Here is a 14,500-nt window from a genome sequence, read left to right as displayed (position 1 = left end):
AGATAATGCGTTTTGGACATGAATTGCAACGCACCGCCTGTGGATAAAGTGTGTGTAGTTTGTGTATGAATCGCACACCATGCGTGTAGGCCGCATAACTACTGGATCGTGACCGTTTGTCACCGATTTCTGTAGGTGCTGGCGACAGGTTGCTGATTTTTGAGGGCGCGAACCCTATCACAAAAAAACGCTGCTGCAAGACCTGTCTGGCATGTGATGTGCTAAGCCGCGTCGGGTGTCGTGCGAGGCGGGCGGCGGTTGCTACACTCGCCTGCGACGCGGTGCCGCAACCCTTGTTTTGAATAACAACAATGGGTCAATCACAACAAGGGGAGATTGCTTTGGAGCCACACACCTGGCATGTACTGATTGTCGAAGATGACCAGCGACTGGCCGAGCTGACCAGCGATTACCTGCACAACAACGGCCTGCGCGTGAGTATTGAGGGCAATGGCGCGCTGGCGGCGGCGCGAATCATTGCCGAACAGCCGGATCTGGTGATTCTTGACCTGATGCTGCCCGGCGAGGACGGTTTCAGTATCTGTCGCTCGGTACGTGACCGTTACGACGGGCCGATTCTGATGCTCACCGCGCGCACCGATGACACCGATCATATTCAGGGGCTCGATACCGGGGCTGACGATTTCGTCTGCAAACCGGTGCATCCGCGCGTGCTGCTGGCGCGTATTCATGCCTTGCTGCGCCGCAGTGAAGCGCCGCAGGTGCCTGCTGCAGAGCTGCGGCGGTTGGTGTTCGGCCCGTTGGTGGTGGACAACGCCCTGCGCGAGGCCTGGCTGCGCGAGCAGAGCATCGAACTGACCGGCGCCGAATTCGACCTGCTGTGGCTGCTGGTGGCCAACGCCGGGCGCACGCTGTCCCGCGAGGAAATCTTCACTGCGCTGCGCGGTGTGGGTTATGACGGGCAGGATCGCTCTATCGACGTGCGTATCTCGCGCATCCGCCCGAAAATCGGCGACGACCCCATCCACCCGCGTCTGATCAAGACCGTGCGCAGCAAGGGCTATCTGTTTGTGCCCGAAGCGGCGCAGGACATGAGCGGCCACGTGTTCAGCGGCTGACCTTATGAACTCGATCTTTCTGCGGATCTACGGCGGCATGCTCGGCGTACTGGTGCTGGTCGCGCTGCTTGGCGTGTTCGCCCTGCACGTGCTCAATCAGTCGCGCGGCGAGCAATACCGCGAACGTCTGGCCCACGGCACCTTTACGGTGATGGCCGATAACCTTGTGCCGCTCAACGACATCGAGCGCCGCCGCGCCCTGGCGATCTGGGAGCGCTTGCTGGGCATTCCCCTCAGCCTGCAAAGCATCGAGCAGGCTGGACTGGACAGCGGCGCGCGCAGTCGTCTGGCGCGTGGGCAGGTGGTGGTCGAGCAGATCGGCCCGCACGCCGCCAGGGTCTATCGTCAGTTGAGCGACAAGGAACCGCTGCTGCTGAGCGGCGAGGTGCAGCAGATCACCGAGCAACTGGCGCGAGCCACTATTTACCTGCTGATCGACGAGCTGGTGCGCTTTCCGGTCGATGAGCAACCGGCACGCCTGCAAGCCCTGCGCATCGACAAGGGCTTTGGTTTCGACCTGCACCTGCTGGCGCTGGATCAGGCGGATCTGGACGATGACCAGCGCCGCCGTGTCTATGAGGGCGATACGGTCATGGCGCTGGGCAAGGGCGGCGACTCGATCCGCGTGCTGGCCGGAATCGTCGACACCAACTGGGTGCTGGAAATCGGCCCGCTGTATCAGATGAACCCCTATCCGCTGCATTGGCTGCTGGTGATCGCCTTGATGGGCCTGTGTTTTATCGGTCTGGTGGTGTACTTGCTGGTGCGGCGTCTGGAGCGGCGCGTGTTGGAGCTGGAAGCCGCAGCGACGCAGATCGCCCAAGGCAGCCTGCAAACCCGCGTGCCGACCGAGGGTTCCGACTCGGTGGGGCGTGTGGCGGCGGCGTTCAACAGTATGGCCGAGCACCTGCAACGCTCGCTGATGATCCAGCGCGAACTGGTACGCGCGGTGTCTCACGAGTTGCGCACGCCGGTTGCACGCTTGCGTTTCGGTCTGGAGATGGTCAGCGACGCCACCACTCTCGAGGCGCGGCGCAAATACATGCGCGGCATGGACAGCGATATTCAGGACCTCGACAAGCTGGTCGATGAAATGCTCACTTACGCGCGCCTTGAGCAGGGCGCGCCGACCCTGAATTTCCAGCGTGTCGATCTGGATGCGCTGATCGATCAGGTGATCGCCGAACTGGCACCCTTGCGCGCCGATGTGAGGGTTTCACGGGGCGAATGTTTGACCTCTGAAGAGGGCGAAGCAGCCTGGGTCGAGGCAGAACCGCGTTATCTGCATCGTGCGGTACAGAACCTGGTGAGCAATGCGATGCGCCATGCGGAAAACGAGGTGCGTATCAGTTACCGACTGGAGGCGCAGCAGTGCCGTATTGATGTGGACGACGACGGTCCCGGCGTTCCGGAAGAGGCATGGGAGCAGATTTTCACGCCGTTCATGCGTATCGATGACAGCCGCACCCGAGCGTCAGGCGGGCATGGGCTGGGCCTGTCGATTGTGCGGCGGATCATCCATTGGCACGAAGGCCGCGCGCTGATTGGCCATAGTGTCAGCTTGGGCGGCGCGTGTTTCAGCCTGTCCTGGCCGCGTACGCAGGTGCCGCGTTGAGTGCTCAGCTGTTCAGTGGTCCGCTTGAGCGCTTCGGGCAGACGTTGCTGGCGGCAGATGATTCGCGCCCTGATTCGCGCCCTGTAGTGGCGTTGTCTGATCTGCTGCAAGCCGAGCGGCTTGATCAGTTACTGCTGAGCATTTACGGGCCGCAGTTGATGCCCAGCCAATTGCCGGTGCTGGTGTCGCAGTGGGCCAAGTTTTACTTCATGCAGGCTATTCCACCGGTGCTGGTTGCCAGTCTGGTGCATGGCTGGCATTGGCCGTTGGCGCTTGAGCAGGTCGCACTGGCAGTGGATGAACGTGGCCTGCCGAATGGCGTTCGTTTGGCGGGTGAGGGAGAGGCCTGGCGGGGCATTCCGGCTGATCCGTTTCAACAGTTTGCCGGGTTGCTTGATGACAATCTGCAGCCCTTTATTGCCGCATTGAGCGCCTATGGCGGGCTGCCCTGCGCGGTGTTGTGGAGCAGCGCCGGGGATTATCTGGAGGGCTGCCTTGCTCAACTGGCCACGTGCAGTGATGTGTCGCTGGCTGCGGGGCTGGCGCTGTTAAGCGAGAAGAAAAGGCCGGACGGGCGCGCCAATCCTCTGTTTCAGGCGGTGCGTTACGTTCCGCAGGCGCAGGGTGGTGAACCGCGCAGGCAACGGCGTGTGTGCTGCCTGAGTCATCGGGTGGAGTGGGTCGGGCGTTGCGAGCATTGTCCGCTGTCCGGCTGATCAGCCTTCGACTGCGACCAGACTCAACAGATGATCGCCCAGCACACTGAACTGGCCGTCGAGTTCCTTGCCTGCGTGCCACTCGCTGGACAGATCGATCAGCAGGCGCAAGCGGGCGCTGCCGTCGGCGGACCACTCCAGCAGTTGCGCGTCTTCAAAATAGAAGCGCTTTTGCACGATGGGGTAGAGCGCCTTGAACAGCGCTTCCTTGATCGAAAAGGTCAGGGTCACGCGCAACGCGATCTGATCCTGCGGGCCTGCTGCCATGTCGGCCAGCTCGGCAGCCGTCAGAATTTCCCCGGCCAGTCGCGAGGCACGGTCATGGCTCAGCAGGTTTTCCGTGTCCAGCCCCAGCCCGCGCCATTGCCGCTTGTTCGCCACCACAGCGGCGGCCCAGCCGGTGCTGTGGGTGATCGAGCCACAGACATCAGCGGGCCAGACCGGCGCGCGGTCTTCACCCACCGCAGGAACATGCAGGCGGCCATCCAGTTGGCGCATGGCTTCGCGGGCACAGAGCCGACCGGCGAGAAATTCGACCTGACGCTTGGCGACCGAGCGCTGAATGCTCGCAGGCATCTGCACCGCACCACGCTGAAAGTCGCCGTCGACCAGCTTGAGCGGATCGAACCGCCCACTGACCAGCACCGCGCCCGGCAGCGCATGCGGCAACGGCCAGTGCTGAACGAGTTCGGGACAGCAGACGGGAAGGTCGGGTAATTGAGTCATGGGCGGCATTTTGCCGGGGGAACGGGTTTGAGGGAAGGGCACTGGTAACATCTGCGTCCTCTTGACGACGCAGAGCGTCGCGACCTGCATTCCCACGCTGGAGCGTGCGGAACGATAATCTCAACTATCGTGCGACGCTCCGCGTCGCATGCCTTTCCGGACGCTCCGCGTCCTCTTTGCCAGGTAGAGCAAAAAACTGGTCACACTTTCATCATTCCCTCCCACTCAATCGGGATGTACCGTTCGGGCCTCTGATGATTCAAGGATGAACTCATGGGCCGAAGCCGGTACACCATCACCCAACCTGAAAAGCCTCACTTCCTGACCTGCACAGTGGTGGAGTGGTTGCCGCTTTTTACCCGGCCTGTTCTGGTGGACATTCTGTTGAATGCCTGGCGCTATCAACAGGCTCATCAGGGACTGCAGCTCTTCGGGTATGTCGTCCTGGAAAACCATTTGCACTTCGTGGCCCAAGCGCCCGCTCTGGACAAATGTGTGAGTAGTTTCAAGTCGTTTACGGCTCGACAGATAATCGAAGCACTTGAGAACGCCAACGCCGAGAGCACGCTGGAGCGTCTGCGGTTCGTCAAGCGTCTGCACAAGAGTGACAGGGTTTATCAGGTCTGGCAGGAAGGGGCTCATGCGGAGCTGGTGTGGAATGAAGCGGTGATGCGTCAGAAGCTCGATTACATTCACCATAACCCGGTAAAGAGGGGTTATGTGGATGTCGGTGAGCACTGGAGATACTCCAGCGCTCGCGATTATGAGGGGCAGCGCGGTTTGATCGATATTCAGCGCTGGTATTGACGCATAACGTGCGGGACGATCATCTCAACTATCGTGCGACGCTCTGCGTCGCATGCCTTTCTGGACGCTCCGCGTCCTCTTGACGACGCAGAGCGTCGAGACCTGCATTCCCACGCTGGAGCGTGCGGAACGATCATCTCAACTATCGTGCGACGCTCTGCGTCGCATGCCTTTCCGGACGCTCTGCGTCCTCTTACGACCCAGGACGCGATTATCTCTGCTACTCAACCAAATATCTTTTTGAAGAATACCTGCATGTCTGACCAAGAGCGCTCATCGGCAGCCTTGTCGTAGCCGATGTCCGGGCCGCCGTGTTCGCCGTGGCTCAGGCGGTCGGCGTCGGGGTTGGTGAAGCCGTGCTTGGCGCCGTCGATGCTGACGAATTTGTAGTCAGCCTTGGCGTCGTCCATTTCTTTCTTGAACGCAGCAACGTTTTCAGGGGTGACCATGCTGTCCTTGGCGCCGTGCTCGACCAGCATCGGCACTTTGATGCCCGGTTTGGCCGGGGTATTGGTGACCAGTGCGCCGTGGAAGCTCACTACGCCCAGCAACGGTTCGCCGCGCCGCGCCGCGTCCAGCACGATCTTGCCGCCGAAGCAGTAACCGATTGCCGCAATCTTTTTCGGGTCGGTCTGAGGTTGCTTCTTCAATTGCTCCAGCCCGGCATCAAAGCGCTTGTCGGCCGCATCACTGTCCTTGAGCGCAGCCTGCATGAACGCCATCGCGTCCTTCGGGTGCTCGGTATTCTTGCCTTCGCCGTACATGTCGATAGCCATGGCGCTGTAGCCCAGGGCGGCCAGATCGCGGGCGCGGCGCTTGGCGTAGTCGTTCAGGCCCCACCACTCGTGAACCACCAGAACACCGGGGCGTGGACCTTTTACCGCGTCGTCGTAAGCGTAGTAACCCACCAGCTTTGTTCCGTCGGCACTCTTGTAATCGATCTGCTCGGTCTTGATAGCTGCCTGAGCGAGTCCGGTCAGGCCCATCATGATCATTGCAATCCACACACGCATGGTCAGCTCCTTTTGATAGTTTGAGGTCGCAAACAACCATAGCCGATTCCGCAGCATCCGGTGTAGATGACTGTTCAGCGCCGGTTCATGCCGTGTTCAGTCGGGGTTCAGCCCGGCGCGATTACTGTTGGGCCGTACCTTGACAGCGTCCCCGAGCGCAAAAGGAGTCGATATGTTGAATCTCAACAAGTTTTTCCTGGCCTTGGCTTTTCTGGGTGGCAGCGCTGCGGCACAGGCGGGCGATGGTCGGCTTGACGTGGCTCGTATCGAGTTCGGCAAGACCAGCGAAAGGCTTGATGACGCCAACAGCTGGGGGCATGCGCTCGGGGAACAGGCACATACCAATGTTTCTGTGGGCACACTTTATTCACCGCCGGTTTACGGCACCCTGACAGGGACTCACAATGGTGTGCCTGTCAGCCGCGAAATCCTGCTGGGCAGCTATGATGTGACACAACACGTGCCCGTCAGCGCCCGCCTGTTGAGTACTGATGCGACGATGTCGTTTCATTCTTTGTCTTGAGGCTGCGATTGTGCCTGGGAGAGCTGCATGAAGTTGTTGGTAGTTGAGGATGAAGCGCTGCTGCGCCACCACCTGCGAACCCGTCTGACCGAAGCGGGACATGTGGTGGAAGCGGTGGCCAACGCTGAGGAAGCGTTGTATCAGGTCACGCAATTCAATCACGACCTGGCCGTGATCGATCTGGGCTTGCCGGGCATCGGTGGGCTGGACCTGATTCGGCAGTTGCGCACGGTGGGCAAGGCGTTTCCGATTCTGATCCTGACCGCGCGCGGCAATTGGCAGGACAAGGTCGAAGGGCTGGCGGCCGGCGCTGACGACTACGTGGTCAAACCCTTCCAGTTCGAAGAACTGGAAGCGCGGCTCAACGCCCTGTTGCGGCGTTCCAGCGGCTTCATTCAGTCCACCATCACGGCTGGCCCGCTGCTGCTGGACCTCAATCGCAAGCACGCCGCGCTGGCTGAACAACCGCTGGCGCTGACCGCCTACGAATACCGCATCCTCGAATACCTGATGCTCCATCACCAGCAAGTAGTGCCCAAAGAGCGCCTGATGGAGCAACTGTATCCTGATGACGACGAGCGCGACCCAAACGTGATCGAAGTGCTGGTCGGCCGCCTGCGTCGCAAGCTGGACAGCAACGTGGCGTTCAAACCTATCGAAACCGTGCGCGGCATGGGTTATCTGTTCAATGAGCGCTGTACGTGATTCGTTCGCTTCGCCTGCGCCTGATGTTGGGTGCCGCCACTCTGGCGGTGATCTTCATGCTGCTGATGCTGCCTGCTTTGCAGGGGGCGTTCAGCCTGGCGCTGCGCGGGGCGATAGAGCAACGCCTGGCTTCCGACGTGACCACCATGATTTCCGCGGCGCGCGTCGAAGACGGTCATCTATTGATGCCGTCCGTGCTGCCGGGCGAACAGTTCAACCTGCCAGGCAGCCGTCTGCTGGGCTACATCTATAACCGCCAGGGGCAGATGGTCTGGCGCTCACTGTCCACCGAAGGCGAGAACATCGACTACCGCCCGCAGTATGACGGGCAGGGCAGCGAGTTCACCAAGATCAAGGAAATCAATGGCGATGAGTATTTCGTCTATGACGTCGAGATCCGGCTGCTCGGCGGGCGCAATGCCGCGTTCAGCATCGTTGCCGTGCAGCCCTTGCGCGGCTATCAGGAAACCATCGACGGTTTGCGCCGCAAGCTCTATCTGGGCTTTGGCGCAGCACTCGCGGTGCTGCTCGGGTTGCTGTGGATGGGCCTGACCTGGGGGCTGCGTGCCTTGCGCGGCTTGAGCCAGGAACTGGATCAGGTGGAAGCCGGCGTGCGCGACAGTCTGAGCGAGGAGCATCCCAGCGAACTGCTGCGTCTGACCGACTCGCTCAACCGCCTGCTGCGCAGCGAACGTGAACAGCGGATTCGTTACCGCGATTCGCTGGATGACCTGGCCCACAGCCTGAAAACACCGCTGGCGGTCTTGCAGGGCGTAAGCGAGAACATCGCCAAGCGCCCCGAAGATGTCGAGCAGGCGTGGGTGCTGCAATCGCAGATCGAGCGCATGAGCCAACAGATCGGCTATCAACTGCAACGGGCCAGCCTGCGCAAGAGCGGTCTGGTGCGCCACCACGTCATGCTGCGGCCCGTGGTCGAAAGCCTGTGCAACACGCTCGACAAGGTGTATCGCGACAAACAGGTCAAGGCCACGCTCGACCTGCCGGAGCATTGTCAGGTGCACATGGAAGAGGGTGCGTTGCTGGAAATGCTCGGCAACCTGCTGGAAAACGCCTATCGGCTGTGCCTGAGCGAAGTACGCGTCAGCTTTACCCGCTCAGCGGGCGGCGATGAACTGTGCGTCGAAGACGACGGCCCCGGCGTTCCGCAGAGCCAGCGCGCGCGCATTCTCGAGCGTGGCGAACGCCTGGACCGCCAGAACCCCGGACAGGGCATTGGTCTGGCGGTGGTCAAGGACATCATCGAAAGCTACGGCGCACAACTGACCCTGGGCGATTCCCCGCTGGGCGGCGCGGCGTTCAGGATTCATTTCCTGGCGCAGTGAGGGCAGTGTTCTCCCGGACACCTGTCGTTCCTCACGCTCCAGCGTGGGAATGCCGTTCGTGACGCTCTTCGTCACACCTCTGCGCGTCACCTCTGCGCGTCACCGAGCACTCCTGTCACCACATAAAGACGGCGGATACCCGCCACTGTGTGCCCATTTTTCCCACCATACGGCGGAAAACCGCCACGTCTTTTTCGGTTTGCGTCTACCGTTACCCGTCTGCGCCTTGTAATGCGGGGTTTTGATGGCTATTTGATTCTATGGCACGTCTATTGCTATCTACATGGCAGAGGCCTGCCTTGCGCAGCTCGACAAAACAAATCCCTCCAGTGCAGGAGGGTTAGCGCTTTATAGGCTCGCGTGCATCAGGTGAAGATGCCGACGACGCCCTTGAGGAAAACTGCAATGACGACTCGTCAGCCCATCTACAAATCCCTCTATTTTCAGGTAATCGTTGCGATTGTCATCGGTATCCTGATCGGTCACTTCTACCCGGACACCGGCAAGGCTCTAAAGCCGCTGGGTGACGGGTTTATCAAACTGATCAAGATGGTTATCGCGCCGATCATCTTCTGTACCGTCGTCAGCGGCATCGCCGGCATGCAGAACATGAAGTCGGTCGGCAAGACCGGCGGTTATGCGCTGCTGTACTTCGAGATCGTTTCGACCATCGCTCTGTTGATCGGTCTGATCGTCGTCAACGTGGTTCAGCCGGGTGCCGGCATGAACATCGACGTCAGCACGCTCGACGCATCCAAGATCGCGGCTTACGTCACTGCCGGTCAGGATCAGAGCATTGTCGGCTTCATCCTCAACGTGATTCCGAACACCATCGTCGGCGCGTTTGCCAACGGCGATATCCTGCAAGTCCTGATGTTCTCGGTGATCTTCGGCTTCGCCCTGCATCGTCTGGGTTCGTACGGCAAGCCGGTTCTGGACTTCATCGATCGCTTCGCCCACGTGATGTTCAACATCATCAACATGATCATGAAGCTGGCGCCCATCGGTGCGTTCGGTGCCATGGCCTTCACCATCGGTGCCTACGGCGTAAGCTCGCTGGTGCAGCTGGGTCAGTTGATGATCTGCTTCTACATCACTTGCGCGCTGTTCGTGGTGCTGGTGCTGGGTGCAATCTGCCGCGCTCACGGTTTCAGCGTCTTCAAGCTGATTCGTTACATCCGTGAAGAGCTGTTGATCGTACTGGGTACTTCCTCGTCGGAATCGGCCCTGCCACGCATGCTGATCAAGATGGAGCGTCTGGGCGCCAAGAAATCTGTCGTGGGTCTGGTTATCCCGACGGGTTACTCGTTCAACCTCGACGGTACGTCTATCTACCTGACCATGGCTGCCGTGTTCATCGCTCAGGCGACCAACACCCACATGGACATCACTCACCAGATCACTCTGTTGCTGGTGTTGCTGCTGTCGTCCAAGGGTGCTGCAGGCGTAACCGGTAGCGGCTTCATCGTTCTGGCTGCAACCCTGTCGGCTGTCGGCCACCTGCCGGTTGCCGGTCTGGCGCTGATTCTGGGTATCGACCGCTTCATGTCCGAAGCCCGCGCCCTGACCAACCTGGTAGGTAACGCTGTTGCTACCGTTGTGGTTGCCAAGTGGGTCGGCGAGCTGGACACCGACAAGCTGCAGTCCGAGCTGACTTCCGGTGGCTCTGCCATCCTGGAAACCCGTCCTGAAGATGACCTCGGCGTTGCCGAAGGCCCGACTCCAGCCGGTGCGGTGAATACCACCAAAACCGTCTGATAACCGTCAGGCGATAAAAAACCCATCTTCGGATGGGTTTTTTTATGCCTGTCGTTTGTCTGGGGAGTTATTCCGTGCGCGTCTCGCCGCTGAACACCAATGGCTCGCGGCAGCGGCGGCACAGGTAGCGCCGGCCCTTGCGAACCATGCTGTGGCGCTGGGCCGTGAACGGAAAGTCGCTGTCCGGGCAAGGGCAGCGGTAGATGTAACGGATCACGCTGCGTCGCTTGACAGCGTAGGTGTGGCAGCGGTTGGGCGGCAGTTCATAAACGCCGCGCATGATCAGCTGCCATTCCTCGCCATGCGGCTGGATGCTGCCGCCAAACAGCTGGTGGGCGATCAGGTGCGCGACTTCATGCGGCACGGTCTGGCGCAGGAAGTCTTCGGCGTTTTCCTTGTAGAGCTGCGGATTGAAGCGCAGCAGGTTTTCGTGCAGGTGAGCGACACCAGCCTTCTGGCCGCGCAACTGGAAACTGACCACCGGGCGTTTGAAGGTGCGCTTGAAGAAGGTTTCGGCTTGTTGGTAACAGGTTTCAACGCGTGAATTGAGTTGGTCGGGCATGCTTTAGGGTTCTCCAGTACGCCAAGTATGCCGCAATGTGGCTACGCTCTGAAAATGTTGGCCGCCCGGTGGTCGTTTTTGATCAAAGGCGATTGCCAGCCTGAACAGCACGCGCGCAGCATATTTAACCAAAGGTCGGTTGTAGGTAAAATGCCCGGCTTTTCTCAAGCTACCGTCAGCGGATATTTCCATAAATGGGCACCCTTTCAGTCAATCAGAACAAACTGCAGAAACGTCTGCGTCGGCTGGCCGGCGAGGCGGTTGCCGACTTCAACATGATCGAAGAGGGTGACAAGGTCATGGTCTGCCTGTCCGGCGGCAAGGACAGTTACACCATGCTCGATGTGCTGATGCACTTGCAGAAAGTCGCGCCGATCAAATTCGACATCGTGGCCGTCAACATGGACCAGAAGCAGCCCGGCTTTCCTGAGCACGTGCTGCCTGCGTATCTGAAAGAGCTGGGTATCGAGTACCACATCGTCGAGAAAGACACCTATTCAGTGGTCAAGGAATTGATTCCTGAAGGCAAGACGACCTGCTCGCTGTGTTCACGGCTGCGTCGAGGCACGCTGTATACCTTTGCTGATGAAATAGGTGCTACCAAGATGGCACTGGGGCACCATCGCGACGATATCGTCGAGACGTTCTTCCTCAATATGTTTTTCAATGGCTCACTGAAGGCCATGCCGCCCAAGCTGCGGGCCGATGACGGCCGTAACGTGGTGATTCGTCCGTTGGCGTATTGCCATGAAAAGGACATTCAGGCCTATTCGGACCTGAAACAATTTCCGATCATCCCGTGCAACCTCTGCGGCTCTCAGGAGAACCTGCAACGTCAGGTGGTCAAGGACATGCTGATCGACTGGGAGCGCAAGACCCCGGGTCGCACGGAAAGCATCTTCCGCGCCCTGCAGAACGTACAGCCCTCACAACTGGCTGACCGCAACCTGTTCGACTTCAGTAACCTGCGCATCGACGAAACCGCTGCATCGCGGTTCGTCAATGTGGTGAATATCTGACAGCTGTCAGTGGTTGACCGTGAACGCCAGCATGGCTGACAGCTGGCACATCGGCCGACCGCTTTCTGCGTGCCACTGGTTGAAGACGTTCTGCACAATGGCCTGATCGCGTTTGCTGGTGGGCACGCGGTCGACAATATCCTGCGCATTCAGCGCGGCCACCACGTCCCAGGTAGGAATGAAGGTGTCCTTGCCAATCATGCGCAGAAAGCGCGGCGCTGACAGTCCGCCCATCTGGTTGCCGTGTTTGGCCAGGTACTGCCACAAGCCAGTGATGTTATCGACCGGCCACTCGGCGATGAACTTGCCGAAACTGCCGTGCTCCTGTTCGATGTCCAGAACCAGCTGTGCATTGCGCGGCACGCTCTTGAGTTTGCCCAGGTGGCGGATGATGCGCGCATCCTGCATCAGCCGCTCCAGGTGATCAGCACCCATCAGCACGACTTTTTCCGGGTCGAAGCGGAAGAAGACCTCCTCGAACGCCGGCCATTTAGAGTCCACCAGGCTGTGTTTCAGGCCTGCGCGAAACACGCGCAGGGCCATGGTCGACAGATAGCGGTCGGCGCTGATGGCTTGCAGTTGTTTCGGTGTCTTCGGGGTGGGCAGGTGGGCTTCCAGTGCTTTGGCGGAGCCGAATCGATTCAGGCAATACTCGTTCAGCCATTTGTAGTCTTGCATCGGTTCTCCAAAGAAATTCAACAGGCAGGACAAGGGTTCAGACCGACCCTTGCGCTGCAAGTTTGCGATTTAACTGAAAGCGTCAGACCACGCCCTGCCGATTCATCTGCGGGCGGTGTCCAGTTGCAAGGCGGTTTTGGCCAGACGCTGGCCCAGTGCACGGCACAGGTCGGTCTCATGACGGTCCAGCGCGCGCTTGCCGTCGGCACCGGCGTGATGGCTGGCACCATAAGGCGTGCCACCCCCGGCGGTTTCCAGCAGCGCCGATTCGCTGTAGGGCAGACCCATGATCAGCATGCCGTGGTGCAGCAGCGGCAGCAGCATCGACATCAGCGTGGTTTCCTGACCACCGTGCAGGCTGGCGGTGGAGGTGAAGACGCCAGCGGGTTTGCCGACCAGTGCGCCGGTCAGCCACAGGTTGCTGGTGCCGTCGAGGAAGTATTTCAGCGGTGCGGCCATGTTGCCGAAGCGCGTCGGGCTGCCCAGCGCCAGACCTGAGCAGTTTTTCAGGTCGTCGAGGGTCGCGTACAGCGCGCCGTTTTCCGGGATCTCGGGGGCGGTCGCTTCGCAGTCGGCGGAAACAGCGGGAACGGTGCGCAGTCGTGCTTCCATGCCGCCCAGCTCGATACCGCGGGCAATCTGCCGGGCCATTTCGCTGGTGGAGCCGTTGCGGCTGTAATAGAGGACCAGAATGTAAGGTGTGCTCACGGCAGCAGCTCCAGGATGTTCTCGGGTGGGCGGCCAATCACAGCCTTGTCGCCAGCGACCAGAATCGGCCGTTCGATCAGTTTGGGGTGCGCGGCCATGGCGGCGATCAGTTGCTCGTCGCTCAGGCTCGGGTCGGCCAGGTTGAGTTGCTTGTAATCGTCTTCGCCGGTACGCAACAGTTGCCGGGCAGTGATGCCCAGCTTGCCGAGCAGGTCACGCAAACGCTCTGCGTCTGGCGGGGTTTCCAGGTACAGGACGATATCGGGCGTCAGGCCGCGGGCCTGAAGCAGTTCCAGCGCGCCGCGGGACTTGCTGCAGCGCGGGTTGTGATACAGCGTCAGATCGGTCATTTGCACGTCGCATCTTGTGTGGGGTGGCGTATTCTAACCAGCGATGGCACTGTCCGACATATCGAATGGTCAATAGTCGTAGCCTGGATATAAGTGATTGCAGGTTGAACGGGGCGAGGAAGGAAACAAATGGCAAGGCGATTAACAGCAGCAGTGATACTTTTCGGCAGCTTGCTGCTCAGCGGATGTGGCGTGGACCTGGGCAATGACCAGAACGGCCAGAAGGTGGCCAGTGAGCGAATCAAGGGGCATTGGCTGGTGGTGAACTACTGGGCCGAATGGTGTGGCCCATGCCGTACCGAGGTACCGGAATTCAACGCATTGTCCGAACAGCTCAAGGACAAGAAGGTCACGGTGCTGGGTGTCAACTTTGACAACCTGCAGGGCGATGAGTTGAAAAGCGCTGCCAACGCACTGGGCATCAAATTCACCGTGCTGGCTCAGGACCCTGCCGAGCAGTACAGCCTGCCGCCCTCCGAAGCGCTGCCGGTGACCTACATCATCGACGACAAGGGCAAGATGCGCGAGCAACTGCTCGGTGAGCAGTCAGCCGCGACCGTGATCCAGAAGCTCAAGGCATTGCGCGGGGAGGGGTGATCGGATCGATTTTCGACGCTCTGCGCCGCAACGAGGACGCGGAGCGTCCAGAACGGCATGCGACGCGGAGCGTCGCACGATAGTGAAATGCGCGAGCAGTCGGCTGTGATCCAGGCGTTGCGCAGAACATCGCACGATAGTCGGGATTATCGTTCCCTACGCTCCAGCGTGGGAATGCAGGTCGCGACGCTCTGCGTCGCAAGAGGACGCGGAGCGTCCAGAACGGCATGCGACGCGGAGCGCCGCACGATAGTGCAATGCGCGAGCAGTCGGCTGCGGTCCAGGCGTTGCGCAGAACATC

Annotated in this window: 16 protein-coding genes; 10 read left to right on the top strand and 6 right to left on the bottom strand. The window is 60.1% G+C overall.

The genetic code is table 11. The annotated features are described in order from the left end of the window. Window positions 1–311: 311 nt before the first annotated feature. Genes AO068_RS15370 through fhuF form a run of 3 tightly spaced genes read left to right on the top strand, consistent with a single transcriptional unit; the run spans window position 312 to window position 3,410 of the window. Window positions 312–1,079 (top strand): response regulator transcription factor, encoded by a 768-nt coding sequence (locus AO068_RS15370; protein WP_161794678.1) that lies wholly within the window; start codon window positions 312–314, stop codon window positions 1,077–1,079. A gap of 4 nt (window positions 1,080–1,083) precedes the next feature. Then, complete coding sequence (locus AO068_RS15365) at window positions 1,084–2,694, top strand: ATP-binding protein (RefSeq protein ID WP_058408799.1); 1,611 nt, start codon at window positions 1,084–1,086, stop codon at window positions 2,692–2,694. Further along, entirely contained in the window at window positions 2,652–3,410 is a 759-nt protein-coding gene (gene fhuF, locus AO068_RS15360; RefSeq protein ID WP_058428158.1) for a siderophore-iron reductase FhuF, read from the top strand. Before AO068_RS15365 ends, fhuF begins: the two co-directional genes overlap by 43 nt. Here the strand turns inward: fhuF and AO068_RS15355 are convergent, their stop codons facing one another. Then, entirely contained in the window at window positions 3,411–4,136 is a 726-nt protein-coding gene (locus tag AO068_RS15355; RefSeq protein WP_201022886.1) for a 4'-phosphopantetheinyl transferase family protein, read from the bottom strand. Between the two features lie 273 nt (window positions 4,137–4,409). On the opposite strand from AO068_RS15355, the gene AO068_RS15350 reads away from it, so the two are divergent. Further along, on the top strand, window positions 4,410–4,943 hold the full coding sequence (locus AO068_RS15350) for an REP-associated tyrosine transposase (RefSeq protein WP_058408797.1): 534 nt from the start codon (window positions 4,410–4,412) through the stop codon (window positions 4,941–4,943). 224 nt (window positions 4,944–5,167) lie between these two features. Here the strand turns inward: AO068_RS15350 and AO068_RS15345 are convergent, their stop codons facing one another. Continuing rightward, window positions 5,168–5,956, bottom strand: a complete 789-nt coding sequence (locus AO068_RS15345) for a dienelactone hydrolase family protein (protein ID WP_058408796.1) — start codon at window positions 5,954–5,956, stop codon at window positions 5,168–5,170. A gap of 172 nt (window positions 5,957–6,128) precedes the next feature. On the opposite strand from AO068_RS15345, the gene AO068_RS15340 reads away from it, so the two are divergent. The 4 genes from AO068_RS15340 to AO068_RS15325 all read left to right on the top strand — a co-directional run bounded on the left by AO068_RS15340 (window position 6,129) and on the right by AO068_RS15325 (window position 10,285). Further along, window positions 6,129–6,479 carry a hypothetical protein gene (locus tag AO068_RS15340; protein WP_002554630.1) on the top strand — a complete coding sequence of 117 codons (351 nt, stop codon included), beginning with the start codon at window positions 6,129–6,131 and terminating at the stop codon, window positions 6,477–6,479. Between the two features lie 27 nt (window positions 6,480–6,506). Further along, window positions 6,507–7,184 (top strand): response regulator, encoded by a 678-nt coding sequence (locus tag AO068_RS15335; protein WP_002554629.1) that lies wholly within the window; start codon window positions 6,507–6,509, stop codon window positions 7,182–7,184. Further along, the gene (locus tag AO068_RS15330) at window positions 7,181–8,527 is read left to right on the top strand and encodes an ATP-binding protein (RefSeq protein WP_058400175.1); all 1,347 of its coding nucleotides are present in this window, start codon (window positions 7,181–7,183) and stop codon (window positions 8,525–8,527) included. The genes AO068_RS15335 and AO068_RS15330 overlap by 4 nt, the downstream gene beginning before the upstream one ends. Before the next feature lie 405 nt (window positions 8,528–8,932). Continuing rightward, a complete protein-coding gene (locus tag AO068_RS15325; protein WP_002554627.1) occupies window positions 8,933–10,285 on the top strand; it encodes a dicarboxylate/amino acid:cation symporter in 1,353 nt (450 codons plus the stop codon). Window positions 10,286–10,352: 67 nt separating this feature from the next. Here AO068_RS15325 and AO068_RS15320 read toward each other — a convergent pair whose 3' ends face one another. Continuing rightward, the gene (locus AO068_RS15320) at window positions 10,353–10,847 is read right to left on the bottom strand and encodes a SprT family zinc-dependent metalloprotease (RefSeq protein ID WP_002554626.1); all 495 of its coding nucleotides are present in this window, start codon (window positions 10,845–10,847) and stop codon (window positions 10,353–10,355) included. Window positions 10,848–11,041: 194 nt separating this feature from the next. Between AO068_RS15320 and ttcA the strand changes: the two genes are divergently transcribed. Then, complete coding sequence (gene ttcA, locus AO068_RS15315; protein WP_002554625.1) at window positions 11,042–11,866, top strand: tRNA 2-thiocytidine(32) synthetase TtcA; 825 nt, start codon at window positions 11,042–11,044, stop codon at window positions 11,864–11,866. Between the two features lie 6 nt (window positions 11,867–11,872). On the opposite strand, the gene AO068_RS15310 is transcribed toward ttcA, so the two are convergent. From AO068_RS15310 to arsC, 3 genes are all read right to left on the bottom strand, one after another. Beyond that, on the bottom strand, window positions 11,873–12,544 hold the full coding sequence (locus AO068_RS15310) for a DNA-3-methyladenine glycosylase I (protein ID WP_058408795.1): 672 nt from the start codon (window positions 12,542–12,544) through the stop codon (window positions 11,873–11,875). A gap of 102 nt (window positions 12,545–12,646) precedes the next feature. After that, a complete protein-coding gene (wrbA, locus tag AO068_RS15305; protein ID WP_058408794.1) occupies window positions 12,647–13,252 on the bottom strand; it encodes an NAD(P)H:quinone oxidoreductase in 606 nt (201 codons plus the stop codon). Continuing rightward, window positions 13,249–13,602, bottom strand: coding sequence for an arsenate reductase (glutaredoxin) (gene arsC, locus AO068_RS15300; protein ID WP_002554622.1), 354 nt, complete (start codon window positions 13,600–13,602; stop codon window positions 13,249–13,251). Before arsC ends, wrbA begins: the two co-directional genes overlap by 4 nt. A 129-nt stretch (window positions 13,603–13,731) precedes the next feature. Between arsC and AO068_RS15295 the strand changes: the two genes are divergently transcribed. Beyond that, window positions 13,732–14,199, top strand: a complete 468-nt coding sequence (locus tag AO068_RS15295) for a TlpA disulfide reductase family protein (RefSeq protein WP_058408793.1) — start codon at window positions 13,732–13,734, stop codon at window positions 14,197–14,199. Window positions 14,200–14,500 lie beyond the last annotated feature (301 nt).

This window comes from Pseudomonas sp. ICMP 3272 (assembly GCF_001466905.1).
Taxonomy (GTDB): Bacteria; Pseudomonadota; Gammaproteobacteria; order Pseudomonadales; family Pseudomonadaceae; genus Aquipseudomonas; species Aquipseudomonas amygdali.
The sequence above is the reverse complement of the archived record's forward strand: the minus strand, read 5'-3'. Positions and strand labels throughout refer to the sequence as shown.